Origin of the sequence: Pseudomonas sp. NCCP-436 (assembly GCF_019656335.1) — a bacterium.
GTDB lineage: Bacteria > Pseudomonadota > Gammaproteobacteria > Pseudomonadales > Pseudomonadaceae > Aquipseudomonas.
Window position 1 is genome coordinate 40,719 of the sequence record NZ_BPLZ01000014.1, and the last position, 26,669, is coordinate 67,387.

Below are 26,669 nucleotides of genomic sequence, written 5' to 3' on the forward strand. Positions count from 1 at the left end.
ATTTCCGTCTCAAAGTGGTGAGAGGCGAATCAATGCGCCGAGGCTGCCGCGGTCGAGGTAGGTCAGGACATTGTCCTTCAGCCGTTGGGTGAGTTGCAGGTACTCGCTGGCTTCAAGCAGGCCGTCATTGCTGAAGTGGTTGATCCACAACTCCATCTCCAGGGCAGTGAAGCGATCCTCAGTCAGTTTTATCAGGCCTTCGACCGGGTGATGGCCGAAATGCGCTTCGCCGCTGCTCACCGCCACGCTGCTGGGGGCGTTGCCGACGCTTTGGCTCCAGGCCTTGTGCAGTAGCAACTGGTAGCCGTTTTCCGGGGTCAAGCGGGCTGCTTCGGCATTCAGGCTGGTGGATCGTTCGCTGGCGCCGATGGGCAGGGCGTTTCCAGCCCAGTCGTCGGGGGACGGGCGGGGAGTGATGATCGGTTCGCCGGCCTGGCGAAATACCAGCAATTCCACTTGGTACAGGCGTTCGGCGAAAGCATTCGGTGCGAGCAGAAAGAGCAGTAGGGCGGTCAGATGCAGGGCGCGCATATGGCAGTCCTTCAGGTTGTGGGCGCGAGGCGTTCGAATAGTGCTTCAAGGGTATTGAAGCGTTCTTCGCTGCGTTCCATTGGCAGTTGAAGCTTGAATACGGTGGCACCTTCGAACTTGTAACGTTTGGGCTGAGCCTGAATCAGTTTGATCAGGGTCAAGGGATCTACGCAGGTTTCCGCGGCAAATTCGATACGGCCGCCCTGAGGGCCGGCGTCGACCTTGGTGATGCCGAGCCTGTCGGCCTGCAGCTTGAGCAGGGTCAGGCGTATCAGGTTCTTGGTCGGCTCCGGCAGTAGGCCGAAGCGGTCGATCATCTCCACCTGCAGCTCCTTCAGTTCTTCCTCGTTGGCTGCATTGGCGATGCGCTTGTAGAGGATCAGGCGGCTGTGCACGTCCGGCAGGTAGTCCTCGGGAATTAGCGCCGGCACCCGCAGGTTGATCTCGGGGCCACCGCCCAGCGGTTGGTCGAGGTTGGGCTGCTCGCCCTTCTGGATGGCCTTGACCGCCCGTTCGAGCATTTCCATGTAAAGCGTGAAGCCGACGGCCTGGATCTGGCCGCTCTGGCCGTCGCCGAGCAGTTCGCCGGCACCGCGGATTTCCAGGTCGTGGGTAGCCAGGACGAAGCCGGCGCCCAGATCCTGGGCATTGGCGATGGCTTCCAGGCGCTTTTCCGCGTCAGGGGTCATCTGCTTGCGTGGCGGCGTGAGCAGGTAGGCGTAGGCCTGGTGGTGACTGCGGCCGACCCGGCCGCGCAACTGATGCAGTTGGGCCAGGCCGAACTTGTCGGCGCGTTCGATGATGATGGTGTTGGCGCTCGGTACATCGATGCCGGTTTCGATGATGGTGGAGGCCACCAGCACGTTGAAGCGCTTGTGGTAGAAGTCGCTCATTACCTGTTCCAGCTCGCGTTCGCGCATTTGCCCGTGGCCGATGCCGATGCGTGCCTCCGGAACCAGCTCGGCCAGCTCGGCGGCGCACTTTTCGATGGTCTTCACATCGTTGTGCAGGTAGTAGACCTGGCCGCCGCGCAGCAGCTCGCGCAGCAGGGCCTCCTTGATGGTCGGCTTGTTGGCCTCCATGACGAATGTGCGTACCGACAGTCGGCGCGCCGGTGGCGTGGCGATGATTGACAGGTCGCGCATGCCGGCCACGGCCATGTTCAACGTTCTGGGAATCGGCGTAGCTGTCAGTGTGAGGATGTCCACCTCGCTGCGCAGCGCCTTGAGCTGCTCTTTCTGACGCACGCCGAAGCGGTGTTCCTCGTCGATGATCACCAGCCCCAGGTTGTGAAACTTGACGTCGTCCTGCAGCAGCTTGTGGGTGCCGATGACGATGTCCACCTTGCCTTCGGCCAACTGCTGTATCGCGCCTTCGACTTCCCTGGCGCTCTTGAAGCGGCTCATTACCTCGACCTTTACCGGCCAGTCGGCGAAGCGGTCGCGGAAGCTGTTGTAGTGCTGTTGGGCGAGCAGGGTGGTGGGCACCAGAACCGCCACCTGCTTGCCGCTGTGGACAGCGATGAAGGCCGCGCGCATGGCCACCTCGGTCTTGCCGAAACCTACATCACCGCAGACCAGGCGATCCATGGGTTTGCCCGACAGCATGTCGGCGCGTACCGCGTCGATGGCCGCCTGCTGATCCGGGGTCTCCTCGAAGGGGAAACCGGCACTGAAGGTGGCGTAGTCGGCGGCCGGGTCGCGGAAGGCGAAGCCTTCCCGGGCCGCGCGGCGTGCGTAGATGTCGAGCAGCTCGGCAGCGACGTCGCGCACCTGTTCGGCGGCCTTGCGCTTGGCCTTTTGCCAAGCCTCCGAACCCAGTCGGTGCAGTGGTGCCAGGGCATCGTCGCTGCCCGTGTAGCGGGCGATCAGGTGCAGGCTGGCAACGGGTACGTAGAGCTTGGCTTCGTCGGCGTACTGCAGGGCAAGAAACTCGGTCGCCTGGCCGTCGAACTCCATGGTGACCAGGCCGAGATAGCGGCCGACGCCATGGTCGATGTGTACTACCGGTGCGCCTTCGCGCAGTTCGGTAAGGTTCTTGATGACATTGTCGCCGCCGTCGCGCGATTTCTCGCGGCGTCGACGCTGCATGACGCGCTGGCCGAACAGCGGGCTTTCCGCGATCAGAGCCAGTTCCTCAAGCAGCAGGCCTTCATCCAGCGGCGCGATGCAGATGCACAGACGCTCGGCGCTGGCCACGAAAGCCGGCCAGCCGTCCACCTCCCGGGGCTTGAGCTTGAGTCGGGCGAGCAGCTCCAGCAGCACTTCGCGGCGACCGGCCGATTCCGCGCAGAACAGTACACGCCCGCTGTGCTGCTCAAGGAAACGGCGCAGTGCCGCCATTGGTTCGCCGGCCTTAGCCTGGATCGCCAGATCCGGCAGTGGACGGGCCTCGAAGCGCGCTTGGCCGACGCCTGGCTCGATATCCTGCGGGTTGACTACTACCCGTGGCCAGTCCTTCAGGCGGGCGAAGCAATCCTCCACCGGTAGGAAAATTTCCGCAGGTGGCAGGATCGGTCGCTCCGGATCCACTCGGCGATCTTCGTAGCGACTGCGTGCATCCTGCCAGAACTGCTCGGCGGCCTTCTCGATGCCGGCCAGGGAAAACACCTGGGTATTGCCCGGCAGGTAGTCGAACAGTGTGTCGGTCTGCTCGAAGAACAGCGGCAGGTAGTATTCGATGCCCGCAGGGGTGATGCCGCTGGTCAGATCCTGATAAATCGGGCAGCGGCGGAAGTCGACGTCGAAGCGCTCGCGGAAGCGGTTGCGGAAGTTGCTGACGGCCTTCTTCTCCAGAGGGAACTCGCGGGCCGGCAGCAGGCGGATCGACTCCACTTTGTCTACAGAACGCTGGGTCTCCGGGTCGAAGGTGCGCAGAGTTTCGATCTCGTCGTCGAACAGGTCGATACGGTAGGGCGTGTCGCTGCCCATGGGAAACAGATCGATCAGGGCACCGCGCACAGTGAATTCGCCGTGCTCGCTAACTGTGTCGACATAGCGATAGCCGGCGGCCTCGAGCCGGCCACGGGTTTCCTCGACATCGAGCTTCTGGCCAACGTCCAGTACCAGGCTGCTGCCCAACAGGAAGCGCTTGGGCGCCAGGCGGTGCAGCGCGGTGGTGATAGGAACCACGAGAATACCGCTGGTCAGTTCGGGTAGCCGGTAGAGCGTGGCCACACGCTGGGAAATGATGTCCTGGTGAGGGGAGAACAGATCGTAGGGCAGTGTTTCCCAGTCTGGAAAGTGCAGTACCGGCAGGCTGGGAGCAAAAAATGCCAGCTCCTCCTGCAGACGCTCGGCGCTTTGGCTGCTTTCGGTAAGTACCAGGGTAAAGCGTTCGGCATTGCTGGCGGCCTCGGCGATGGCAAGGGCCAGAGCCGCGCCCGGTAGATTGCCCCACTGCTGCTTGCCGGCACTGGCCGGCAGGGGCGGGAGTTTGAGTACGGTCTGGGACGTGGTGGACACGGGGGGCTCAGGGTAGTTCGGACAAGGTGCCGATTGTAGCGAGGCGGAGCGAAGGTGTCAGTGCCGTCAGCTGTGCATTGCTCCGGCCTGCAAGCGCCGTCATAATGTAGCCCCTTTTTTCAGCCCCTACATGTGGAAGGTACTGCCCGTGACTCAGAAGCCCGACCAGTGTCTCGGTGAATGGATTGATCGTGAAGCCCTCGCGGAAGCGATGATTCCGCTGATTGGTCAGCTCTATCGCAACAACAATGTCGTGACCTCGATCTATGGTCGTGGTCTGATCAATCGTTCGGTCATCGACATCCTCAAGGCTCACCGCTTTGCTCGTCACCGCCTGGCAGATGAAACCGAACTGTCGGTGCACGACACCTTCCCCATGCTCAAGGCCATGAGCGAGCTGAAGCTGGGTGCCGCTTCCGTTGACCTGGGCAAACTGGTTGCCAAGTTCAAGGCCGAAGGCGCCGGTCGCAGTGTCGAGCAGTTCGTCAGGGACGAGCTGGAGGTGGTGGTAGGCAAGCAGAACGGCGCTGCCCGTGAAGGCACTGATGTCGTGCTGTACGGTTTCGGTCGTATCGGTCGTCTGCTGGCACGTATTCTGATTGAGCGTACCGGCGGTGGCGATGGTCTGCGCCTGCGTGCCATTGTTGTGCGCAAGGGTGCCGAGAACGACCTGATCAAACGTGCCAGTCTGCTGCGTCGCGACTCGGTGCACGGCAAGTTCAACGGCACCATTACCATCGATGAGGCCAACAACACCCTGATCGCCAATGGCAATCTGATTCAGGTGATCTACTCCAACGATCCGGCTTCGGTGGACTACACCCAGTACGGCATCAAGAACGCCCTGCTGGTGGACAATACTGGCAAGTGGCGTGATGCCGATGGTCTGGGGCAGCACCTCAAGTGCCCGGGCATCGACCGAGTGATCCTCACTGCGCCTGGCAAGGGCGAGCTGAAGAATATCGTGCATGGTATTAACCATGGCGACATCACCGCCGACGACAAGATCATCTCCGCTGCTTCCTGTACCACCAATGCCATCGTGCCGGTGCTCAAGGCAGTCAATGACAAGTTCGGCATTGTCAACGGCCACGTCGAGACCGTTCACTCGTACACCAACGACCAGAACCTGATCGACAACTTCCACAAGGGCAGTCGCCGTGGTCGCAGTGCCGCGCTGAACATGGTGATCACCGAGACCGGTGCTGCCACTGCCGCTGCCAAGGCGTTGCCGGTGCTCAAGGGCAAGCTGACAGGCAATGCCATTCGCGTGCCGACCCCGAACGTCTCCATGGCCATCCTCAATCTGAACCTGGAGAAGGCCACCAACCGTGACGAGATCAATGAGTACCTGCGCCAGATGGCCATGCACTCGGATCTGCAGAAGCAAATCGATTTCGTCAGCTCGCAGGAAGTGGTCTCCACCGACTTTGTCGGTTCGCGCCACGCCGGTGTGGTGGATGCCGAGGCGACCATCTGCAACGACAACCGTGTAGTTCTGTACGTCTGGTACGACAACGAATTCGGTTACAGCTGCCAGGTTGTTCGCGTCATGGAGGAAATGGCCGGGGTCAACCCGCCGGCTTTTCCGCGCTAATCGCCTCTGTCGCTAGGGAAACGGGAGCTTCGGCTCCCGTTTTTCATTCTGGAGAGATTAGCCTTTGGTCGTAGAGATACCTTTGCAGGGGTGGCTTTGCGGAGTGTCGTGACCTGTCTTTAGGGTTGTGCGTCAAATTGCCGCATCCCTTGTGGATCGCGCTATTGCGCTGTTCTTGCGGGAATTTTCCGGTTTTGGAAGGTGATCGCTTGGACTGTTTTTTCGGAAGCAAGACTATTGCCAACTGTTACCAAATAACTCAAAAAAACAATCGCTTGGGTGGTCAGGCAGGGGGGGGGTATTTATAATCGGGCAGATTTCATGCCCGGTTTCGGTTTCGCTTTCCACGTCTCCAGCAATGGATGTCGTGGTGTCGAGCTTTGGATCTCGGATCCTCCGTCACCTACTTAAAATTTTTATAAATCAAGTGGTTAGGCAACCCTATGATCAAGATAAAGCTTGGGCTCGATTTGCCCATAACGGGAGGGCCGGCACAGCACATAGATGCAGCCAGGCCTGTCCGGAGCGTGGCCGTACTTGGCCCCGACTACCACGGAATGAAGCCAACCATGGAGGTGGAGGTCGGCGACCGGGTTAAGTTGGGGCAGGTGCTGTTCAGTGACAAGAAGACTCCAGGAGTCTACTTCACGGCTCCGGCTGCTGGTGTGATCAGTGCCATTCATCGTGGCGAGCGCCGTGTATTGCAGTCGGTGGTGATCGATGTTGAAGGTGACGAACAGGTCAGCTTCAACCAATATTCCGCCGAGCAACTGTCGCTTCTGAGCCAGGAGCAGGTGCGCGAGAATCTGCAGCAATCCGGACTGTGGACAGCGCTGCGCACTCGTCCTTTCAGCAAGGTGCCGGCTCCGGACGCCCAGCCCAGCTCTATCTTCGTCACCGCCATCGATACCCACCCTCTGGCTGCCGATCCGAAAGTCATCATCGCCGAGCATCCTGCCGACTTCGAAAGCGGTTTGAAGGTGCTCTCGCGCCTGGCGCGGATCTTCCTATGTAAGGCCGAGGGAGTCAGTCTCCCCGGTGAAGGGCTCGCCGATGTCCACAGTGAGAGCTTCAGTGGCCCGCATCCGGCTGGTCTGCCGGGCACCCATATCCATTTCCTTGATCCGGTGAGCGAGACCAAGACTGTCTGGCATATCGGTTATCAGGACGTAATTGCCATCGGCAAGCTGTTCACGACCGGGCAACTGTGGGTTGAGCGCGTCGTGGCTTTGGCCGGCCCCGTGGTGGAGAGGCCACGTCTGGTGCGTACCCGTCTGGGTGCCAACCTGGAGGAGCTGGTTGCCGGCGAACTCAAGTCGGGCCAGAACCGCGTTATCTCCGGCTCCGTGTTCGGTGGCCGTACCGCACGTGGTCCGTTCGCTTTCCTCGGCCGTTATCACAATCAGGTTTCCTGTCTGAGTGAGGGTAGTGAGCGCGAGATGCTGCATTATCTGCGTGCTGGGGTGAACAAGCATTCGGTGCTCAACGTATTCGTCTCCAAGCTGATGGGCGGAAAGTTGTTCGATTTCACTACCACCACCAATGGCAGCCCTCGCGCCATGGTGCCGGTCGGCAACTACGAGGCCGTCATGCCGCTAGACATCCTGCCGACCCAGCTGCTGCGCTACCTGATTGTCGGTGACACTGAGATGGCTCAGAAACTGGGTTGCCTGGAGCTCGACGAAGAAGACCTGGCGCTATGTACCTATGTGTGCGCCGGCAAGTATGAATATGGCCCGATCCTGCGGGACAACCTCACCCGCATCGAGAAGGAGGGTTAATCCGTGGGCATTCGTGCATTCCTCGATAAGATCGAGCACAACTTCGAGAAGGGTGGCAAGTACGAGAAGTGGTATGCGCTTTACGAAGCGATCGACACTTTCTTCTATCGCCCGGGCAGTGTTACCAAGACCACGGCGCATGTGCGAGACGGCATCGATCTCAAGCGCATGATGATCACCGTCTGGCTGTGCACCTTCCCGGCCATGTTCTTCGGCATGTGGAACACCGGCTACCAGGCCAACCTGATCTTCGCCAACAACCCCGAGCTGCTGGCTAGCCAGGAAGGCTGGCGCTTCGGCCTGATCGGCGCGCTGGCCGGCTTTGATCCGAACAGCCTGTGGGACAACTTCGTCCAAGGCGCGGCGTACTTCCTGCCTATCTACGCTGTGACCTTCATCGTTGGCGGTTTCTGGGAAGTGCTGTTCGCCTCGATCCGTAGGCACGAGGTCAACGAAGGCTTCTTCGTCACCTCCGTGTTGTTCGCCCTGATCCTGCCGCCGAGCATTCCACTGTGGCAGGTGGCACTGGGCATCAGCTTCGGTGTGGTAATCGGCAAGGAAGTGTTCGGCGGCACCGGCAAGAACTTCCTCAACCCGGCGCTCACTGGCCGTGCCTTCCTGTTCTTCGCTTACCCGGCGCAGATGTCGGGCGATGCGGTATGGACTGCCGTGGACGGCTTCGCTGGCGCCACTTCGCTGAGCCTGGTGGCTTCCGGCGGCATCGAGAGCGTGATCAACAGCGGCATCACTTGGATGGACGCCTTCATCGGCACCATGCACGGCTCGATCGGCGAAACCAGTACGCTGGCCATCTTCATCGGTGGCGCGGTGCTGTTGATGACCAAGATCGCTTCCTGGCGCATCGTCGCAGGCGTCATGCTGGGCATGATTGGCCTGAGCAGCCTGTTCAATCTGATCGGCTCCGATACCAACCCGCTGTTCGCGATGCCGTGGTATTGGCACATGGTGGTGGGCGGCTTTGCGTTTGGCATGATCTTCATGGCGACCGACCCGGTGTCGGCCTCCATGACCAACACTGGCAAATGGATCTTCGGCGTTCTGATCGGCGTGATGGTCGTACTGATTCGTGTGGTCAACCCGGCCTTCCCCGAGGGCATGATGCTGGCGATCCTGTTCGCCAACCTGTTTGCACCGCTGATCGACCACTTCGTCGTTCAAGCCAATATCAAGCGGAGGCTGGCACGCAATGTCTAGTCAAAAAGAATCCACTGCCCGCACTCTGGCGGTGGCCCTGTTGGTGTGCCTGGTGTGCTCGGTGTTCGTAGCCGGCGCTGCTGTGGCACTGAAGCCGACCCAGGTGGAAAACCGCCTGCTCGACAAGCAGCGCAGCATTCTGGCGATTGCCGGGCTGGGCGACGCGGGCATGAGTACGGCGCAGGTCAAGGCGCTGTTCGATGAGCGCATCAGTGCGCGTATCGTCGATCTGGAAAGCGGCACCTTCAGCGACGCTCAGGATCCCATTACCTTCGACCCGCTGGTGGCCTCCAAGGACCCGCAACTTTCCAAAGCCCTGCGCGGCTCCGAAGACATCGCCTCGATCAAGCGCCGCGAGCGCTACACCACGGTGTACCTGGTCGAACGCGACGGCGAACTGGAGACCCTGATCCTGCCGGTGCGCGGTTACGGTCTATGGTCGACTTTGCACGGTTTCATGGCGCTCAAGGGCGACCTCAACACCGTTCAGGGGCTGGGCTTCTACCAGCATGCCGAGACCCCCGGTCTGGGAGGCGAGGTGGACAACCCGAAATGGCGAGGCCTCTGGCCGGGCAAGGCCCTGTTCAACGAACAGGGCGATCTGGTCATTCAGATCATCAAGGGCAACGTCGACGCGCAGAGTTCGCAGGCTAAGCACCAGGTCGATGGCCTGGCGGGTGCGACCCTGACCCAGAATGGCGTGAATAATCTGTTGCATTTCTGGCTCGGTGAGAACGGCTTCGCGCAGTTCCTCGCCAACTTGCAGAAAGGGGAGGCCTGATCATGTCGCAGCCAACCATTAAAGAAGTCCTGCTCAACCCGATCTTCAACAACAACCCCATCGGCCTGCAGATCCTGGGAATCTGCTCGGCCTTGGCGGTGACCTCGAACCTGAAGACCGCGCTGGTGATGTCGATCGCCCTGACACTGGTGACCGGCTTCTCCAACCTGTTCATTTCCATGATCCGTAGCCAGATCCCAGGCTCGATCCGCATGATCGTGCAGATGGTGATCATCGCCTCGTTGGTAATCGTGGTCGATCAGGTGCTCAAGGCCTATGCCTTCAGCCTGTCCAAGCAGCTGTCGGTGTTCGTCGGCCTGATCATCACCAACTGCATCGTGATGGGCCGTGCCGAAGCGTTCGCCATGCAGAATCCACCTGTGGTGTCGTTCTTCGACGGTATCGGCAACGGTCTGGGCTATAGCGCCATGTTGATCGCTCTGGGTGTGATCCGCGAGCTGTTCGGTGCCGGCAAATTGATGGGTTACGAGATCATCCCGGTGATCAATGATGGCGGTTGGTACCAGCCCAACGGCATGCTGCTGTTGCCGCCTTCGGCGTTCTTCCTGATTGGCCTGTTCATCTGGGGCATCCGTAGCTGGAAGAAAGATCAGATTGAGCAGCCGAGCTTCAAGATGGCGCCTCAGGTATCGAACAAGGAGGCCTACTAATGGAGCACTATCTCAGCCTGCTGGCCAAGGCCGTGTTCGTCGAGAATATGGCGCTGGCCTTCTTCCTCGGCATGTGTACCTTCATCGCCATCTCCAAGAAGGTCGAGACCGCAATCGGTCTGGGTATCGCGGTGATCGTGGTGCAGGTCATCACCGTACCGGCGAACAACCTGATCTACACCTACCTGCTCAAGGATGGCGCGCTGGCCTGGGCCGGCCTGCCCGAAGTAGACCTTAGCTTCCTCGGTCTGCTCAGCTACATTGGCGTGATCGCGGCCATCGTGCAGATTCTCGAGATGCTGCTGGATAAGTACGTGCCAGCGCTGTACAACGCGCTAGGTATCTTCCTGCCGTTGATCACCGTGAACTGCGCCATCATGGGCGGCACCCTGTTCATGGTCGAGCGCGACTACAACCTGGCCGAAAGTACCGTGTACGGCTTTGGTTCGGGTTTGTCCTGGGCTCTGGCTATTGCCGCGCTGGCCGGCATCCGCGAAAAGCTCAAGTACAGCGATGTACCGGCTGGCCTTCAGGGACTGGGCATCACCTTCATCACCATCGGTCTGATGTCGCTGGGCTTCATGTCCTTCTCCGGCGTGCAGCTGTAAGGAAAGGATGAACAGATGAATTACGAAATCTTCCTCGCGATCGGCATGTTCACCGCCATCGTTCTTGCGCTGGTGCTGATCATCCTCGCTGCTCGAGCCAAGCTGGTTTCCAGCGGTGATGTGAGCATCGAGATCAACGGCGAAAAAACCATCGTGGTACCGGCTGGCGGCAAGCTGCTGCAGACCCTGGCCAACAACAACATCTTCTTGTCTTCCGCATGCGGCGGCGGCGGTACCTGTGCCCAGTGCAAATGCATCGTGGAAAGCGGTGGCGGCGAGATGCTGTCCACCGAAGAGTCGCATTTCACCAGGCGCGAAGCCCGTGAGGGTTGGCGTCTGTCCTGCCAGACCCCGGTCAAGCAGGACATGAAGATCAAGGTGCCGGAAGAAGTCTTTGGTGTGAAGAAGTGGGAATGCACGGTCGAGTCCAACCCGAACGTGGCCACTTTCATCAAGGAGCTGACCCTGCGTCTGCCTGAGGGCGAGAATGTCGATTTCCGCGCTGGCGGCTATGTGCAGCTGGAGTGCCCGCCGCACACGGTGCACTACAAGGATTTCGACATACAGCCCGAGTACCGTGGCGACTGGGACAAGTTCGACCAGTGGAAGTATGTATCCAGGGTCGATGAGACCGTGATTCGTGCCTACTCCATGGCCAACTACCCGGAAGAGAAGGGGATCGTCAAGTTCAACATCCGGATCGCCTCGCCGCCTCCCGGCAAGGATCATCTGCCGCCCGGCAAGATGTCGTCCTGGGTGTTCAACCTCAAGGAGGGTGACAAGGTCACGGTGTACGGTCCGTTCGGTGAGTTCTTTGCCAAGGATACCGATGCCGAGATGGTGTTTATCGGCGGTGGTGCCGGCATGGCTCCGATGCGTTCGCATATCTTCGATCAGCTCAAGCGCCTGAAGTCCAAGCGCAAGATCAGCTTCTGGTACGGTGCGCGCTCGCTGCGCGAGGCCTTCTATGTCGAGGAGTTCGACAAGCTGGCTGCCGAGAACGAAAACTTTACCTGGCACCTTGCGCTGTCTGATCCGCAGCCCGAGGACAACTGGACCGGTTACACCGGCTTCATCCATAACGTGCTGTATGAGAACTACCTCAAGACCCACAAGGCTCCGGAGGATTGCGAGTTCTACATGTGTGGTCCGCCCATGATGAACGCGGCGGTGATCAAGATGCTGACCGATCTGGGGGTCGAGCCCGAGAACATCCTGCTCGACGATTTCGGCGGTTAAGCATGGCGTCTGCCGTATTTCAGCCCGTTATCGCTGTCGCCCTGGCGGCAGCCCTAACGGGCTGCTTTCATTCTGAGCGCATCGAAGAGTTTGGCGGCCCGACCATGGGCAGCACCTATTCGGTGAAATACGTCCGTGCCGAGGGCGTTGCCCCGCAGGCTGAACTCAAGGCAGCGACCGAAGCCATTCTTGCCGAGATCGACTTGCAGGTGTCCACCTATCGCAGCGACTCGCTGATCGAGCAGTTCAACCGGGCGCCGGCAGGAACCTGTCAGTCCATGCCTGAGGGGGTGCTGGAACTGGTGCGTGCCGGCGAGCGTCTGCATCGGGAGAGTGGCGGGGCCTTTGATCTGACCCTCGAACCATTGCTCAACCTATGGGGGTTTGGTCCCAGGGGGCAGGGTACGGCGGTGCCCAGTGAGGAACAGTTGGCTGAAGTGCGTCAGCGTGTTGGCCAGCGGTATCTGCGTATCGACGGTCAGCAGCTGTGCAAGGACGCTGCGATTGAGGTGGACTTCAACAGCATTGCAGCAGGTTATGCGGTGGACCGTATCGTTGCCCGGCTTGGCGAGCTGGGAGTAAGCAGCTACCTGGTTGAAGCCACCGGAGAACTCAAGGCAGCCGGACTCAAGCCGGATGGCAGTCACTGGCGCATCGGTTTGGAGGCGCCGCGTGATGACCAGCGTGTGGCGCAGCGCATTCTGGCACTCGATGGCTATGGTGTTTCCACATCGGGCGACTACCGCAACTACTTCGAGCAGGACGGGCAGCGCTACTCGCATACACTTGATGCCTTGACCGGCCGGCCGGTCAATCACAAGCTGGCGGCGGTGACCGTGGTTGATCCGTCGACCTTGCGTGCGGATGGGGTGTCTACTCTGTTGATGGCGCTGGGACCGGAGGCCGGTCTGGCCTTTGCCGAACGTTACGCAATCGCGGCGTTTTTCGTCACGCGTGAGGGCGAGAGTTTCCGCACGCACGGGACGACCGCATTTGAGCAGCTTTTTGCTGCAGGAGAAGCGCAATGACTTTCCTGGTGGTATTTCTGGCCATGCTGCTGATCGTTGGCATGATGGCCATCGGCGTGATCATGGGCCGCAAGCCGATCGCCGGTTCCTGTGGTGGTATCGCCAATCTGGGGATCGAGAAGGAATGCTCGATCTGTGGCGGCAGCCGCGAGAAGTGTGAAGAGGTTAATCGTGACAAGAGCGAGGCGCCGCGCACGGATCTGGCCTACGACGCGACCAGACGCTGAGCGTGACGATTGAGATTGACCGCCGGTGCTCACACGGCACCGGCCCTGCCGGAGGTGCGCCATAAGCGCTCCGGCGTGATCTGAAGGAGTGAAAATGGCGGTCTACAACTATGATGTCGTGATTCTGGGCTCCGGCCCGGCTGGTGAAGGCGCAGCGATGAACGCAGCCAAGGCCGGGCGCAAGGTCGCGGTGGTGGATAACCGTCCGTTAGTAGGCGGCAACTGCACTCACCTGGGCACCATTCCGTCCAAGGCGCTGCGTCACTCGGTGCGGCAGATCATGCAGTTCAACACCAACCCGATGTTTCGTCAGATCGGCGAGCCGCGCTGGTTTTCCTTCCCGGACGTACTCAAGAGCGCAGAGAAGGTAATCGCCAAGCAGGTTACTTCACGCACCGGCTACTACGCGCGCAATCGCATCGATACCTACTTCGGCACGGCCAGTTTTGCCGACGAGCATACAGTCGAGGTGGTCTGCCTCAATGGTGCGGTGGAAAAACTCGTGGCCAAGGATGTGGTCATCGCCACCGGCTCGCGCCCCTACCGTCCGGCCGATATCGACTTCCGCCATCCGCGTATCTACGACAGCGACACCATCCTCAGCCTCGGCCATACACCGCGCCGGCTGATCATCTATGGTGCCGGGGTAATCGGCTGCGAGTACGCCTCGATCTTCAGTGGTCTGGGGGTACTGGTTGACCTGATCGACAACCGTGACCAGCTGCTGAGCTTCCTCGATGACGAAATTTCCGATGCGCTGAGCTACCACCTGCGCAACAACAACGTACTGATTCGTCACAATGAAGAGTACGAGCGTATCGAGGGGTTGGAGAACGGCGTGATCCTGCACCTGAAGTCGGGCAAGAAGATCAAGGCCGACGCGCTGCTGTGGTGCAACGGCCGTACTGGCAATACCGATCAGCTTGGGCTGGAAAATATTGGTATCAAGGTTAACAGCCGCGGCCAGATTCAGGTCGACGAGCATTACCGGACTGATGTCAGCAATATCTACGCCGCTGGCGACGTCATCGGCTGGCCGAGCCTGGCCAGTGCCGCCTCCGACCAGGGCCGTTCCGCTGCCGGCAGTATCGTTGACAACGGTAGCTGGCGTTTCGTCGATGACGTGCCTACCGGCATCTATACCATTCCGGAGATCAGTTCCATCGGCAAGACTGAGCGAGAGCTGACCCAGGCCAAGGTTCCCTATGAAGTAGGTAAGGCGTTCTTCAAGGGTATGGCGCGTGCGCAAATCTCGGTCGAGCCGGTGGGCATGCTGAAGATCCTGTTCCACCGCGAAACCTTGGAGGTTCTCGGTGTGCACTGCTTCGGCTATCAGGCGTCGGAGATCGTGCACATTGGCCAGGCGATAATGAACCAGAAGGGTGAAGCCAACAGCATCAAGTACTTCATCAACACCACCTTCAACTACCCGACCATGGCCGAGGCCTACCGGGTGGCGGCGTTCGACGGCCTCAACCGGCTTTTTTGACCGGCTCCGGCCGGCGGCCTGAGCCGGTCGGGGAGACAGGCTGGATAGCAGTTTCCGAGTGGCGCTGGCCGAATCGGGAGAGCTTCTAGCTTCTTCAGGTGCAGGCAATGAAAAAACCGGCGGTTTGCCGGTTTTTTCGTATCTGGTAGGAAGGATGTTCAGCCACGCAGCGTGCGTACTGCCAGACCCGGAAAGTCAGTGATGATGCTGTCGGCTCCGAAATCGGCCAGACGGCGCATCAGCGCTGGTTCGTTGACCGTCCATACCGACACGTGCAGACCTTGCTTCTGGGCCTTGATCAGACGCTCCGGAGTACACAGCGTCCAGTTCAGTGCCAGCAGATGGCAACCGTAGTGGGCAGCAACCTTCAGCGGGTCGAGCCAGGCATACTCGGCTACCAGCCCGCGCTGCAGGTGCGGAGTCAGCTCGCGGGCGGCAGAGAGCACGGTGCGCGAGCTGGAGGTGATGGTAATGTGCTTCTCCAATCCATACTGCTGTGCCAGTGCGGCAATGGCCTGCACGGTACGTGCGGCACGGTTCTTCGAGGCGCTCTTGACCTCCAGTTGCCAATGCTCGAAACGGCATTTCTCGAACAGTTCGGCCAGTCGGGGGATCGGGCAGGGCTGGATCCAGCCGGGGCCACCCTTGCGTGCGTCGCGGCCTACCAGATCGGCTGCGTCATGTTCGGCCACCTTGCCGCGCAGTCCGGTGGTGCGACGCAGAGTCGGGTCGTGGATCACCATCAGCTCACCGTCGCGAGACAGGTGCAGGTCGAGTTCACAACGGTCGACGCCGTGTTCCAGGCAACGCTGGAAACTGGCCAGGGTATTTTCCGGGGCTTCGCCCTTGGCGCCGCGATGGCCGTAGATGAGAGTCACTGTTGCTCCTTGGCGGGGGACAGGTGGCGGGCGTGGTGATGACGCACGCTGTTGATCACGTGGTCATATTCGAAATAGACACTGAAATTGCGGTAGTCCCAGCGGCTGATGGGCGGCTGGCCTACCGCGGCGTGCTCCCGATCGGCCAGTCCGAAACGCTCAAGTACCGAGCTTTTAGACTGGCCACGTTGGGGCAGGTTGCGCTCGTCAAGGTCCGCTCCCTGGGCACCGAGGGGAATGGTCAGGGTGTCGGCCAGCAGCAGAGAAGGGGCGAGCAGGGCAAGCAAGAAAACGAAACGACGCATGAGATCTCCTGAAACAGGGGTCATACACGGGCCTGGCGACGCTCCAGGGCCTGTTTCTGCAGGATATAACGGGCCAGCAGCTGACGCTGTGAGTCGGTCAGCGCTTCAAACTCGGCACCGATGCGGTAGCGGCCGTCGGGGCGCTGGCTGCAATGTACTACCCGAGCGCGTAGCAGCAGACCGAGTGCTTGCGGCATGAGCACCATCTTTAGTGCCAGATGGCTGTCCCGGCTGACGGGCTGTTCGCTCTCGAAACTGATGCCTCCTTCGGACAGCGATACCCTGCGCGGCGAGCCGACGCCCTGCAGCAGACTTTGGGCCAGAGCCTGGCCGAGCAGATCGATGCGCTTGTTGATCACTTTCAGGTAGCTGGCCAGGGTGCGGTCGCGTTCGCTGATATGGCGTAGCAGGTGCTGCGACTCGAAATCCATCAGGTGCAGCTCGCTGAGCAGATTGAACAGCGGCGAGGCATCCTGAAGCGCATCTGCCGAGTGGGCAGATGCGCCTTCGAGCTGGGTGAATTCCAGTGCGATCGTGTCTTCGATGCGATAGTATTCGCGGCGATCATCTACATCGTGTGTCGACATGGCGAACCCATGACAGCGGTGGTGGTCAGAGAACTGGTTGACGATCCCGCACGCAGCGGGCTCGGTCTGGTACTGAGTGTAAGGCCGTGCGCCAGGGCCTGCCACAAGGACGTTCCTTTTTCCCCTGATCCTTCCCCGACATGTTCAGACCTCTGTACGTATACATCGGTACGCGCTACACGCGCGCCAAGCGGCGCAGCCACTTCGTTTCCTTCATTTCGCTGACTTCCATGCTCGGCCTCACCCTCGGGGTGGCGGTGATGATTCTGGTGCTGTCGGTAATGAATGGCTTCGACCATGAGATGCGCACCCGAGTGCTGGGCATGATTCCCCACGCGACGGTGGAATCACCGACTCCGGTTTCCAGCTGGCAGGCTCTGGCCGATCAGGTGGCGCGGCACCCGCAGGTGGAGGCGGTGGCTCCCTTTACCCAGATGCAGGGCTTGCTGACCCATGAGGGCAAGGTGCAGAAGGTACTGATCAATGCGGTTGATCCGCTGCTGGAGCGCAAGGTCTCGATAATTGACGGTTTTTTTCGCGAGGGCAGCCTGGACAGCCTGCAGCCGGGTGAATTTGCCATGATCATTGGTGACAAGGCTGCGGCCAAGCTGGGCTTGAAGCTGGGTGACAAGGTCACCTTCGTCGCTCCCGAGGTGAGCGTAACCCCGGCCGGGATGTTTCCGCGTCTGAAACGCTTCACTGTGGCCGGCATCTTCCATGTCGGTGCGGGCGAGATCGATGGTGCCTTGGCGCTGGCCAACATCGGTGATCTGGCACGTTTGCAGCGCTGGCAGCCGGATCAGGTACAGGGCCTGCGCTTGAAGTTCGACGACCTTTTCCAGGCCCCGCGTGCAGCCTGGGAAATCGCCCAGACTCTTGACGGCGACTTCTATGCCCGCGACTGGACGCGCAGCCATGGCAATCTGTATCAGGCCATCCGTATGGAAAAAACCATGATTGGCTTGCTGCTGCTGCTGATCGTTGCGGTAGCAGCCTTCAATATCATTTCCACGCTGGTGATGGTGGTGGCCGACAAGAAGGCCGACATCGCCATCCTGCGTACCCTGGGCGCCACGCCACGGCAGATCATGGCCATCTTCATGGTGCAGGGCAGCATCATTGGTGTCGTTGGCACGCTGATCGGCGGCGTGCTCGGCATTCTCGCCGCGCTTAACGTCAGCGCCGTGATCGCCAGCATCGAGCAGTTGCTGGATATCCAGTTCCTCAATTCCGATGTGTATTTCATCGACTACCTGCCGTCGCAGCTGCAACTGGCCGACGTGGTCACGGTCTGTAGCGCAGCGCTGCTGCTGAGTTTCCTTGCCACCCTGTATCCTGCCTGGCGTGCTGCACGTACCCAGCCGGCCGAGGCCCTGCGTTATGAGTGATCCGATGAACGAGCCAGTCAAGCATCCGTGCAATGCCGTCCTGAGTTGCCGTAACCTGGGCAAGCGTTATGAAGAGGGGCCTGAGTCGGTGGTGGTGCTTCAGGGGCTCGATCTGGAGCTGTTTCCGGGAGAGCGCGTAGCAATCGTCGGTAGTTCCGGTTCGGGCAAGAGTACTTTGCTGAACATGCTCGGCGGGCTGGATACCCCCAGCGAAGGCAGTGTCTGGCTAGCCGGAGAACAACTCTCGGCACTGAGTGAGACGGCCCGCGGCCTGTTACGTAACCGCGCGCTGGGCTTTGTTTACCAGTTTCATCACTTGCTGGCGGAGTTTACCGCGCTGGAAAACGCCTGCATGCCGCTGCTGATTGGCAAGACGCCGATCAATGAGGCACGCGAACGTGCCACGGCGCTGTTGCAACGGGTAGGTCTGGGACATCGCCTGCACCACAAGCCGGCCGAGCTGTCAGGTGGTGAACGCCAGCGCGTGGCGATCGCCCGGGCACTGGTCAATCGCCCCGGGCTGGTGCTGCTCGACGAGCCCACTGGCAACCTTGACCAGCACACGGCCGAAGGCATCCAGGAACTGATGCGCGAGCTGAGCGAGGACTCCTGCACCGCGTTTCTGGTGGTCACTCACGATATGCAACTGGCACGCAAGATGGATCACGTGCTCAGCCTGCAGGATGGCAAGCTGGTGGCTCTCTGATGTTCCGTCCGCTGAGTCTGTTCATTGGTACCCGCTACACGCGGGCCAAGCGCCGTAACCACTTCATTTCCTTCATTTCGCTGACCTCGATGATCGGTCTTGGCCTGGGCGTGCTGGCAATGATCGTGGTTTTGTCGGTGATGAACGGTTTCCAGAAGGAAATGAGTACGCGCATTCTCGGTATGGTGCCGCACGCCATGCTCTACGGCAGTGAGCCGGTCGGTGACTGGCAGGCTCTGGCTGGGCGGGTGCAGGCCAATCCGCAGGTGCTGGCGGCGGCACCCTATGCCGAGCTGGAAGGTATGCTGTCACATCGCGGGCAGATGCAGCCGGTGCAGATCCAGGGCGTCGATCCGGACGAGGAGGCAAAGGTTTCCATCCTGCCGGAACATATCCGCCAGGGGAGTCTGGCCAATCTGAAACCGGGCGAATTCGGTGTGGTAATCGGCGCTATTACCGCACGACGTTTCGGCTTGCAGGTGGGCGACAAGCTGACCCTGATCATTCCCGAGCCGAGCAGTGCGCCGGGTGGCGTTACGCCGCGCATGCATCGACTCAATGTGACGGCAGTGTTTCAGGTCGGAGCCGAGCTGGACGGCTCGCTGGCGCTGATACATGTCGCCGATGCCGCTGCCATGCTGCGTCTGCCGGAAGGCACGGTGCCCGGGATTCGTCTGGCGCTGAAGGATCTTTACCAGGCGCCGCAGGTGTCTGCGACGCTGGCTGGCGAGCTGGGCAGTGGTTATCGTGCCGACGACTGGACGCACACCCAGGGTAGCCTGTTCAGTGCGATGAAGATGGAGAAGACCATGATCGGCCTGCTGCTGCTGCTGATCGTTGCGGTAGCGGCCTTCAATATCATCGCCACACTGATCATGGTGGTGGCCGACAAGGGAGGCGATATCGCCATCTTGCGTACTTTGGGCGCCACGCCACGGCAGATCATGGCGATCTTCATGGTGCAGGGCACGGTCATCGGTATGGTCGGCACGGTGCTCGGAGCGGTACTAGGTGTTCTGGCGGCGCTCAACATTTCCTCGCTGGTGGCCTGGATGGAGTCCCTGGCCGGACAGCGGGTGCTTAGCTCCGAGGTCTACTTCATCAACAGCCTGCCTTCGGATCTGCAGTGGCTGGATGTGGTGCTGATCTGTTCGGCAGCCCTGATCCTCAGCTTCCTCGCCACCCTCTATCCTTCCTGGCGCGCCGCTCAGGTGCAGCCGGCTGAAGCTCTGCGCTACGAGTAGCGTCCGGTCCGGCTCCGGCCGGGCTAAACTTGCGCTCTGTCGGGCCATGATGGTCCGGGTACAGGGAGCACATCGATGCGTGCAGGGATGCTGGCGCTGGCCTTGGGACTACTGTCGCTTCGCTTTCTTCCGACCTTGCCGCCGGGCTGGCTGCTGATCCTGAGTGCTGTCGTGGGCCTGGGATTGCTGCTGTCCAGGCTTTATCCCGTTGGTTTTTTCCTGCTCGGCCTGGCCTGGGCCTGCACTTCGGCGCAGTGGGCTCTGGATGATCGTCTGGCGCCATCACTCGATGGGCGTACTCTGTGGCTGGAGGGGCAGGTGAGCGGGCTGCCGGCTGTGAAGGATGGCGTTGTGCGCTTTCAACTGGTCGACGCCCAATCGCGCCGGGCCGCATTGCCGCAGCGTATCCGGCTGTCCTGGCGCAACGGCCCGGAGCTGCGCAGCGGCGAGCATTGGCGGCTGGCCGTGACCTTGCGTCAGCCAAACGGGTTAGTCAATCCGCAGACCTTTGATTACGAAGCCTGGCTACTGGCGCAGCGTATCGGCGCAACCGGCTCGGTAAAGGCCGGGCAGCGACTGTCGGAGGCCGGCGGTTTTTCCGCCTGGCGTGACAGCCTGCGTCAGAAGCTGCTGGAGGTAGAGGCTTTCGGACGAGCCGGGGCTATCACTGCACTGATACTGGGGGATGGCTCTGGGCTCAGTCGCGAGGACTGGCGACTGCTGCAGCACACCGGCACTGTGCATCTGATGGTTATTTCCGGCCAGCACATTACCCTGCTGGCCGGGGTGCTTTACGCCTTGGTGGCTGGCCTGGTACGTCTGGGCTGTTGGCCCGTACGCTGGCCATGGCTACCCAGCGCCTGCTTTCTGGCATTGGCTGGTGCACTGCTCTATGGCTTGCTGGCAGGCTTCGAAGTACCGGTTCAGCGAGCCTGCGTGATGACCGCTCTGGTATTGCTATGGAGGTTGCGCTTTCGTCATCTGGGCGCCTGGTGGCCGTTACTGTTGGCATTGCTGGTGGTGTTGCTGGGCGAGCCGCTGGCCGTATTGCAGCCCGGATTCTGGCTTTCGTTTGTCGCGGTTGCCGTGCTGATTCTGGTTTTTGCCGGGCGACTGGGACGCTGGGGCAGTTGGCGAAGTCTCGGGCGTGCGCAGTGGACAATGGCCATCGGTCTACTGCCGGCGATGCTGGCACTGGGCTTGCCGGTCAGCTTCAGTGGGCCGCTGGCCAATCTGATTGCGGTGCCTGTTGTCGGGATACTGGTGGTGCCACTGGCGTTGCTAGGCACCGTGTTGCTGCCATTCCCCTGGCTGGGGGAGGCTGTGCTATGGCTGGCTGGCGGTCTGCTGGTGTTGCTGTTCATGGTGCTTGAGGGGATCGCTCTCTGGCTGCCGGCCTGGTTGCCTGCGCTGGTGCCTGTATGGGCGCAGCTACTGGCAGTATTGGGATGCGTGTTGCTGTTGTTGCCGAGCGGAGTCCCGTTGCGACTGCCCGGCTTGCTGTTACTGCTGCCAGCGCTCTGGGGGCCTAGCAGGGCATTCCCAGACGGACAGGCAGAGGTCTGGCTGTTCGACGTCGGGCAAGGGTTGTCAGTGCTGATTCGCACCCGTGAACATGCATTGCTGTATGACGCCGGGCCGAACTTCAGCGATTTCGACACAGGTGAACGAGTGGTTCTGACTTCACTGCGGGCCCTCGATGTACGGCGGCTGGATCTCTTGCTGCTTAGTCATGCCGACAACGACCATGCGGGTGGGGCGGCCGCCATTGTCAGCGGGCTGCCGGTAGCTCAGGTGCTTAGTGGCGAGGTCGCGCGTCTGGCTCCAGGATTGCCAGGGCAACCCTGCCAATCTCAGCAGTGGCGCTGGGATGGCGTGGATTTTCAGCTCTGGCGCTGGCAGGCAGCCAGCTCGGGGAACGCTTCATCCTGCGTACTGCGGGTAACTGCCGGCGGGGAGAGCCTGCTGCTGACCGGTGACATCAACAGCGCCGCCGAGCTGGCCTTGCAACGCAGTGGTCTACCGTTGCGCGCAGACTGGTTGCTGGTGCCGCACCATGGCAGCCGCAGCTCGTCCTCGCCGGCTTTCCTCAATGCCGTTGCGCCACGCGCTGCACTGCTGTCGCGAGGGCGTCACAACAGTTTCGGCCATCCTCATCCGCAGGTTCGGGCGCGTTATGCAGAGCGCGGCGTGGCTTGGTATGACACGGCGCAACAGGGCGCGCTGAGTCTGCGGCTGGGTGCTTTCGGGGAGGCTCGCGGGTTGCGTGAGGAAAGGCGATTCTGGCGGGAAAAATGAGAACACGCAGCGGTGTGGCAAGGCACCTCTATGCTAGAGTTGCGCCACTTATACGAGGGGGAACCAATACCGTGTGGGAACTGGTCAAGTCCGGTGGCTGGGTGATGCTGCCGATCATTCTCTGTTCCATCGCCGCTGCCGGCATCGTTATCGAGCGCCTGTGGACGCTGCGTCCTTCCCGCGTCGCTCCGGCCAATCTGCTGGCCCAGGTCTGGCAGTGGCTCAAGGACAAGAAGCTCAACAATCAGAGTCTTAAGGAGCTACGTGCCCATTCACCACTGGGGCAGGTATTGGCGGCCGGTCTGGCCAACTCCAAGCATGGTCGCGAGGTCATGAAGGAGTGCATCGAGGAGGCAGCCGCCCGTGTGATTCATGAGCTGGAGCGTTATCTCAACGCTCTCGGCACTATTGCAGGCGTCGCTCCGTTGCTCGGCCTGCTCGGTACCGTACTGGCGATGATCGATATCTTCGGCGCCTTCATGGGTTCGACCAGTGGCGCCAATACCCAGATGCTTGCCGGCGGTATTGCCAAGGCTCTGATCACTACCGCAGCGGGTCTGATCGTGGCGATTCCTGCGTTGTTCTTTCACCGCTTCCTTACCCGTCGTGTCGACGAACTGGTGGTGGGCATGGAGCAGGAGGCTATCAAACTGGTGGAAATGCTGCAGGGCGACCGTGAGGTCGATCTGGTCGATGCACAGGCTGCTGCATCCGCTGCAAGGCCGAGCCGCAAGGAAGGACGCAAAGCGTGAAGTTCCGGCGTAGTCGGCGCGAGAACGTCGAGATCAATCTGGCTCCACTGATCGACGTGGTGTTCATCCTGCTGCTGTTCTTCGTGGTAAGCACCACCTTTACCCGTGAGACCCAGTTGAAGGTGGATCTGCCGGAGGCAGCCAGCGGCACGCCGCCGGAGCAGACTCAGCTCAAGCAACTGGAGATCCTGGTCGGTGCCGATGGTGCCTTCTCGGTCAATGGCCAGGCGCTGCTGGAAAGCAACCTGAGCAACCTGATGGCGGCACTGCAGAAAGAGTCGGAGGGTGACAACAGTCTGCCGCTGATCATCAGTGCCGATGGCAAGTCCCCGCATCAGTCGGTGGTCACCGCCATGGACGCGGCCGGCAAGCTGGGTTTCACACACCTGCGTATTACCACGGTGGAAGCACAGGAAAGCCCCTGAGTGAGCGTGTCGGATCGTCTGCTTGAGGCTTGGTATCGCGGACATCCGGCGCTGGCGCTGCTGCGCCCGCTGGAGTGGCTATACCGCCGTGTGGTGCAGCGTCGGCGTCAGCGCTTTCTGCTCGGACGCAGCGACAGCTATCGGGCGCCGGTACCTGTAGTGGTGGTGGGCAATATCACCGTGGGGGGTACCGGCAAGACTCCACTGATTCTGTTTCTGATCGAGTACTGCCGTGCGCACGGGCTCAAGGTTGGAGTGGTCAGTCGTGGTTATGAGGCCCGGCCTGCCCACTTGCCTTGGCGTGTCCGAGCGGAGGATCCGGCAGAGCAGGCTGGTGACGAGCCGCTGCTGATCGTCCAGCGCACCGGGGTGCCGCTGATGATCGACCCGGATCGTGCGAGAGCGGTGCAGGCACTGCTGGCGCAAGAGCAGTTGGATCTGATTTTGTGTGACGATGGCCTGCAGCACTACCGCCTGCAACGTGATCTTGAGCTGGTGTTGATTGACGCAGCACGCGGGCTGGGTAATGGCCGCTGCCTGCCCGCAGGCCCCTTGCGTGAACCGGCCGAGCGACTGACCGAGGTCGATGCCGTGCTGTTCAATGGTGTCTGTGCTGATCAGGCGGACGGGTTTGGTTTTACCCTGCAGCCCGGAGCGCTGGTGAACCTGCTCAATGGTGAACGGGTCGGACTGGATCACTTCCCGCCTGGGCAGTGCCTGCATGCTGTGGCCGGCATTGGCAATCCGCAGCGTTTCTTCAATACCCTCGAAGCGCTAAACTGGCGCCCGGTTCCGCATCCCTTTGCCGATCACGCCAGCTACGATGTGGCACAACTGAGCTTCGAGCCGGCGCTGCCGGTGCTGATGACTGAAAAGGATGCGGTTAAATGCCGGGCCTTTGCTGCCGCCGACTGGTGGTACCTGACCGTCGACGCCGTGCCGACGCCAGCGTTCATCGCATGGCTGGATGCCGAGCTGGCCCGCCTCATTCCGGGGTATGTGTAACCCCCAAGGGATTCCGACATGGATCTGAAACTCCTCGATATTCTTGCCTGCCCGATCTGCAAGGGACCGTTACAGCTTTCCGAAGACAAGACCGAACTGATCAGCAAAGGGGCTGGGGTAGCTTACCCGATCCGCGATGGCATCCCGGTGATGCTGGAGAGCGAAGCCCGTACCCTCACCACCGAAGAGCGCCTGGATAAATAGATGAGTACCGCTTTCATCGTCGTAATACCCGCCCGCTACGCTTCCACTCGTCTGCCGGGCAAGCCGTTGCAGGTCATCGCCGGCAAGCCTATGGTGCAGTACGTCTGGGAGCAGGCGCAGAAGAGTTCTGCCAGCCGCGTGGTAGTGGCAACCGACGACGTTCGCATCGTAGAGGCCTGTCAGGCCTTTGGCGCCGAGGTGCTGCTGACAAGGGCTGATCACAACTCCGGCACCGACCGGTTGGCCGAGGTAGCGAGCCAATTGGGCCTGCCGAGCGAAGCCATAGTGGTTAACGTGCAGGGTGACGAGCCCCTGATCCCGCCGACTATCATCGATCAGGTGGCGGCCAATCTGGCAGCCAATCCGCAGGCCGGTATCGCCACGCTGGCCGAGCCCATCGAAGATGCGGCGACACTGTTCAATCCCAATGTGGTCAAGGTGGTTTCAGACAAGAATGGCCTGGCCCTGACTTTCAGTCGAGCACCGCTGACCTGGGCTCGCGACGCCTTTGCCGTCAGTCGCGAGGTGCTACCGCAGGGGGTACCGTACCGTCGTCATATCGGTATCTATGCCTATCGTGCCGGCTTTCTTCATGATTTCGTGGCCTGGGGGCCGTGCTGGCTGGAAGATACCGAGTGTCTGGAGCAGCTGCGAGCGCTATACAACGGTGTCCGTATTCATGTTGCCGATGCGCTCGAGGCGCCGCCTGCCGGTGTCGACACGGCTGAAGATCTGCAGCGCGTACGCAAGCTGCTGGGGGCAGAATGAAGGTTCTGTTCGTCTGTCTCGGCAATATCTGTCGTTCTCCCACGGCCGAGGGCGTGTTTCGCCACAAGCTGCGCGCAGCCGGGCTGGACTCGCGGGTGCAGGTGGATTCGGCCGGTACGGCCGACTGGCACAGCGGCAAGCCTGCCGATGCCCGTACCCGGCAGGCGGCGTTGCGCCGAGGCTATGACCTCTCGGCTCTGCGTGCCCGTCAGGTTGAGGTGGAGGACTTCCATCGCTTCGATCTGATCTTGGCGATGGACGAAAGCAATTTGCGCAATCTGCAGGCTATGCGCCCGGACGATGCCAGCGCCGACCTTGATCTGTACCTGCGCCGCTACAGTCTGGCTCTTGATGAGGTGCCGGATCCCTACTATGGAGGGGAAGATGGCTTCGAGCAGGTGCTGGATCTGATCGAACAGGCCAGTGAGGCACTGCTCAGCGAGGTTCGGAAACGACTGTGAGCCTGAATCTTCAGTCCGATGTATCGCTGCGCCCCTACAACACCTTTGGCGTTGATGTACGGGCCCGACTGTTCGCCGAAGCCCATGACGAGAGCGAGGTGCGCGAAGCCTTGCGTCTTGCTCTGCAACACGGTGTGCCGCTGCGAGTAATCGGTGGTGGCAGCAATCTGCTGCTGACCCGGAATGTGGAGGCGCTGGTGGTGCGTATGGCCAGTCGCGGCATCCGTATTCTCGAAGATGATGGTGACAGGGTGCTGGTCGAGGCGGAGGCCGGCGAGCCCTGGCACCCCTTCGTGCAGTGGAGTCTGGCTCAGGGGCTGGTGGGGCTGGAAAATCTCAGCCTGATTCCGGGGACTGTGGGGGCGGCGCCGATCCAGAACATCGGTGCCTACGGCGTTGAGCTCAAGGATCTGTTTGCCGGACTCACGGCTTTGGATCGGCAAAGTGGCGAGCTGCGCGACTTCTGCCTGGATGACTGCTCCTTTGCCTACCGCGACAGCTTGTTCAAGCAGCAGCCGGATCGTTGGCTGATCCTGCGGGTACGCTTTGCCCTCAGTCGCACAGCCTCTCTGCTTCTGGACTACGGGCCGGTGCGCCAGCGTCTGCATGAGCAGGGCATCGAAGTGCCGACCCCGCAGGATGTCAGCCAGGCTATTTGCGCCATCCGCAGTGAGAAGCTGCCGGATCCGGCCAAGCTGGGCAACGCCGGAAGCTTTTTCAAGAATCCGTTGATAGCGGCGACACAGGCTGAAGGGATTCGTGCCGAATATCCGGATCTGGTCAGTTATCCGGCTGCTGATGGGCAGGTGAAGCTGGCGGCTGGCTGGTTGATCGAGCGTGCCGGCTGGAAGGGCTATCGCGATGGTGATGCCGGCGTACACCGACTGCAGGCGTTGGTGCTGGTCAATTACGGCAGGGCCAGTGGCGAAGAGTTGCTGAATCTGGCGCGACGAATCCAGGCAGACATCCATGAGCGCTTCGGTGTATCGCTGGAGATTGAGCCCAACGTGTTCTGAA

Annotated in this window: 26 protein-coding genes; 21 read left to right on the top strand and 5 right to left on the bottom strand. The window is 60.9% G+C overall.

All coding sequences use genetic code 11. The features are described 5' to 3' along the window. Nucleotides 1–9 precede the first annotated feature (9 nt). Both NCCP436_RS14150 and mfd read right to left on the bottom strand, forming a co-directional pair. A complete protein-coding gene (locus NCCP436_RS14150; protein WP_220804635.1) occupies nucleotides 10–531 on the bottom strand; it encodes a CsiV family protein in 522 nt (173 codons plus the stop codon). An 11-nt stretch (nucleotides 532–542) separates the two neighbouring features. After that, nucleotides 543–3,995, bottom strand: a complete 3,453-nt coding sequence (gene mfd, locus NCCP436_RS14155; RefSeq protein WP_220804636.1) for a transcription-repair coupling factor — start codon at nucleotides 3,993–3,995, stop codon at nucleotides 543–545. 130 nt (nucleotides 3,996–4,125) lie between these two features. Here mfd and NCCP436_RS14160 point away from each other — a divergent pair, with 130 nt between their 5' ends. From NCCP436_RS14160 to sthA, 10 genes are all read left to right on the top strand, one after another. Beyond that, nucleotides 4,126–5,592, top strand: a complete 1,467-nt coding sequence (locus NCCP436_RS14160; protein WP_220804637.1) for a glyceraldehyde-3-phosphate dehydrogenase — start codon at nucleotides 4,126–4,128, stop codon at nucleotides 5,590–5,592. A gap of 443 nt (nucleotides 5,593–6,035) precedes the next feature. Then, nucleotides 6,036–7,373: a Na(+)-translocating NADH-quinone reductase subunit A gene (locus NCCP436_RS14165; RefSeq protein WP_220804638.1), complete on the top strand. Its 1,338-nt coding sequence runs from the start codon at nucleotides 6,036–6,038 to the stop codon at nucleotides 7,371–7,373. A gap of 3 nt (nucleotides 7,374–7,376) precedes the next feature. Next, nucleotides 7,377–8,588, top strand: coding sequence for an NADH:ubiquinone reductase (Na(+)-transporting) subunit B (locus NCCP436_RS14170; RefSeq protein WP_220804639.1), 1,212 nt, complete (start codon nucleotides 7,377–7,379; stop codon nucleotides 8,586–8,588). Further along, nucleotides 8,581–9,369, top strand: coding sequence for a Na(+)-translocating NADH-quinone reductase subunit C (locus tag NCCP436_RS14175; protein WP_220804640.1), 789 nt, complete (start codon nucleotides 8,581–8,583; stop codon nucleotides 9,367–9,369). Before NCCP436_RS14170 ends, NCCP436_RS14175 begins: the two co-directional genes overlap by 8 nt. After that, complete coding sequence (locus NCCP436_RS14180; protein ID WP_220804690.1) at nucleotides 9,366–10,040, top strand: NADH:ubiquinone reductase (Na(+)-transporting) subunit D; 675 nt, start codon at nucleotides 9,366–9,368, stop codon at nucleotides 10,038–10,040. The genes NCCP436_RS14175 and NCCP436_RS14180 overlap by 4 nt, the downstream gene beginning before the upstream one ends. Next, entirely contained in the window at nucleotides 10,040–10,648 is a 609-nt protein-coding gene (gene nqrE, locus NCCP436_RS14185) for an NADH:ubiquinone reductase (Na(+)-transporting) subunit E (RefSeq protein WP_075746506.1), read from the top strand. Before NCCP436_RS14180 ends, nqrE begins: the two co-directional genes overlap by 1 nt. A gap of 15 nt (nucleotides 10,649–10,663) precedes the next feature. Then, nucleotides 10,664–11,887 carry an NADH:ubiquinone reductase (Na(+)-transporting) subunit F gene (gene nqrF, locus NCCP436_RS14190; RefSeq protein ID WP_220804641.1) on the top strand — a complete coding sequence of 408 codons (1,224 nt, stop codon included), beginning with the start codon at nucleotides 10,664–10,666 and terminating at the stop codon, nucleotides 11,885–11,887. 2 nt (nucleotides 11,888–11,889) lie between these two features. Continuing rightward, complete coding sequence (locus NCCP436_RS14195; protein ID WP_220804642.1) at nucleotides 11,890–12,915, top strand: FAD:protein FMN transferase; 1,026 nt, start codon at nucleotides 11,890–11,892, stop codon at nucleotides 12,913–12,915. Continuing rightward, entirely contained in the window at nucleotides 12,912–13,142 is a 231-nt protein-coding gene (gene nqrM, locus NCCP436_RS14200; RefSeq protein WP_220804643.1) for a (Na+)-NQR maturation NqrM, read from the top strand. The genes NCCP436_RS14195 and nqrM overlap by 4 nt, the downstream gene beginning before the upstream one ends. Before the next feature lie 94 nt (nucleotides 13,143–13,236). Next, nucleotides 13,237–14,631 carry a Si-specific NAD(P)(+) transhydrogenase gene (sthA, locus tag NCCP436_RS14205; protein WP_220804644.1) on the top strand — a complete coding sequence of 465 codons (1,395 nt, stop codon included), beginning with the start codon at nucleotides 13,237–13,239 and terminating at the stop codon, nucleotides 14,629–14,631. A gap of 158 nt (nucleotides 14,632–14,789) precedes the next feature. Here the strand turns inward: sthA and NCCP436_RS14210 are convergent, their stop codons facing one another. From NCCP436_RS14210 to NCCP436_RS14220, 3 genes are read right to left on the bottom strand one after another with little or no spacing between them, the layout of a single operon-like run. Next, the gene (locus NCCP436_RS14210; RefSeq protein WP_220804645.1) at nucleotides 14,790–15,509 is read right to left on the bottom strand and encodes a glycerophosphodiester phosphodiesterase; all 720 of its coding nucleotides are present in this window, start codon (nucleotides 15,507–15,509) and stop codon (nucleotides 14,790–14,792) included. Next, a complete protein-coding gene (locus NCCP436_RS14215; protein WP_220804646.1) occupies nucleotides 15,506–15,814 on the bottom strand; it encodes a phosphodiesterase in 309 nt (102 codons plus the stop codon). Before NCCP436_RS14215 ends, NCCP436_RS14210 begins: the two co-directional genes overlap by 4 nt. 20 nt (nucleotides 15,815–15,834) lie before the next feature. Next, nucleotides 15,835–16,401, bottom strand: a complete 567-nt coding sequence (locus NCCP436_RS14220) for a PilZ domain-containing protein (protein WP_220804647.1) — start codon at nucleotides 16,399–16,401, stop codon at nucleotides 15,835–15,837. A gap of 140 nt (nucleotides 16,402–16,541) precedes the next feature. On the opposite strand from NCCP436_RS14220, the gene NCCP436_RS14225 reads away from it, so the two are divergent. From NCCP436_RS14225 to murB, 11 genes are all read left to right on the top strand, one after another. After that, nucleotides 16,542–17,789 carry a lipoprotein-releasing ABC transporter permease subunit gene (locus tag NCCP436_RS14225; protein ID WP_220804648.1) on the top strand — a complete coding sequence of 416 codons (1,248 nt, stop codon included), beginning with the start codon at nucleotides 16,542–16,544 and terminating at the stop codon, nucleotides 17,787–17,789. 4 nt (nucleotides 17,790–17,793) lie between these two features. Further along, on the top strand, nucleotides 17,794–18,495 hold the full coding sequence (lolD, locus tag NCCP436_RS14230) for a lipoprotein-releasing ABC transporter ATP-binding protein LolD (protein WP_220804649.1): 702 nt from the start codon (nucleotides 17,794–17,796) through the stop codon (nucleotides 18,493–18,495). After that, the gene (locus NCCP436_RS14235; RefSeq protein WP_220804650.1) at nucleotides 18,495–19,739 is read left to right on the top strand and encodes a lipoprotein-releasing ABC transporter permease subunit; all 1,245 of its coding nucleotides are present in this window, start codon (nucleotides 18,495–18,497) and stop codon (nucleotides 19,737–19,739) included. The genes lolD and NCCP436_RS14235 overlap by 1 nt, the downstream gene beginning before the upstream one ends. Before the next feature lie 75 nt (nucleotides 19,740–19,814). Beyond that, the gene (locus NCCP436_RS14240) at nucleotides 19,815–22,037 is read left to right on the top strand and encodes a DNA internalization-related competence protein ComEC/Rec2 (protein WP_259651501.1); all 2,223 of its coding nucleotides are present in this window, start codon (nucleotides 19,815–19,817) and stop codon (nucleotides 22,035–22,037) included. 71 nt (nucleotides 22,038–22,108) lie between these two features. Next, nucleotides 22,109–22,789, top strand: coding sequence for a MotA/TolQ/ExbB proton channel family protein (locus tag NCCP436_RS14245; protein ID WP_220804651.1), 681 nt, complete (start codon nucleotides 22,109–22,111; stop codon nucleotides 22,787–22,789). After that, a complete protein-coding gene (locus NCCP436_RS14250) occupies nucleotides 22,786–23,214 on the top strand; it encodes a biopolymer transporter ExbD (protein ID WP_220804652.1) in 429 nt (142 codons plus the stop codon). Before NCCP436_RS14245 ends, NCCP436_RS14250 begins: the two co-directional genes overlap by 4 nt. Further along, nucleotides 23,215–24,219, top strand: coding sequence for a tetraacyldisaccharide 4'-kinase (lpxK, locus tag NCCP436_RS14255; protein WP_220804653.1), 1,005 nt, complete (start codon nucleotides 23,215–23,217; stop codon nucleotides 24,217–24,219). A gap of 18 nt (nucleotides 24,220–24,237) precedes the next feature. After that, nucleotides 24,238–24,423: a Trm112 family protein gene (locus NCCP436_RS14260; protein WP_220804654.1), complete on the top strand. Its 186-nt coding sequence runs from the start codon at nucleotides 24,238–24,240 to the stop codon at nucleotides 24,421–24,423. Continuing rightward, a complete protein-coding gene (kdsB, locus tag NCCP436_RS14265) occupies nucleotides 24,424–25,191 on the top strand; it encodes a 3-deoxy-manno-octulosonate cytidylyltransferase (RefSeq protein WP_220804655.1) in 768 nt (255 codons plus the stop codon). It abuts the gene before it with no gap. Next, nucleotides 25,188–25,652: a low molecular weight protein-tyrosine-phosphatase gene (locus NCCP436_RS14270; RefSeq protein WP_220804656.1), complete on the top strand. Its 465-nt coding sequence runs from the start codon at nucleotides 25,188–25,190 to the stop codon at nucleotides 25,650–25,652. Before kdsB ends, NCCP436_RS14270 begins: the two co-directional genes overlap by 4 nt. Beyond that, on the top strand, nucleotides 25,649–26,668 hold the full coding sequence (murB, locus tag NCCP436_RS14275) for a UDP-N-acetylmuramate dehydrogenase (RefSeq protein ID WP_220804657.1): 1,020 nt from the start codon (nucleotides 25,649–25,651) through the stop codon (nucleotides 26,666–26,668). The genes NCCP436_RS14270 and murB overlap by 4 nt, the downstream gene beginning before the upstream one ends. Nucleotide 26,669: the final 1 nt, after the last annotated feature.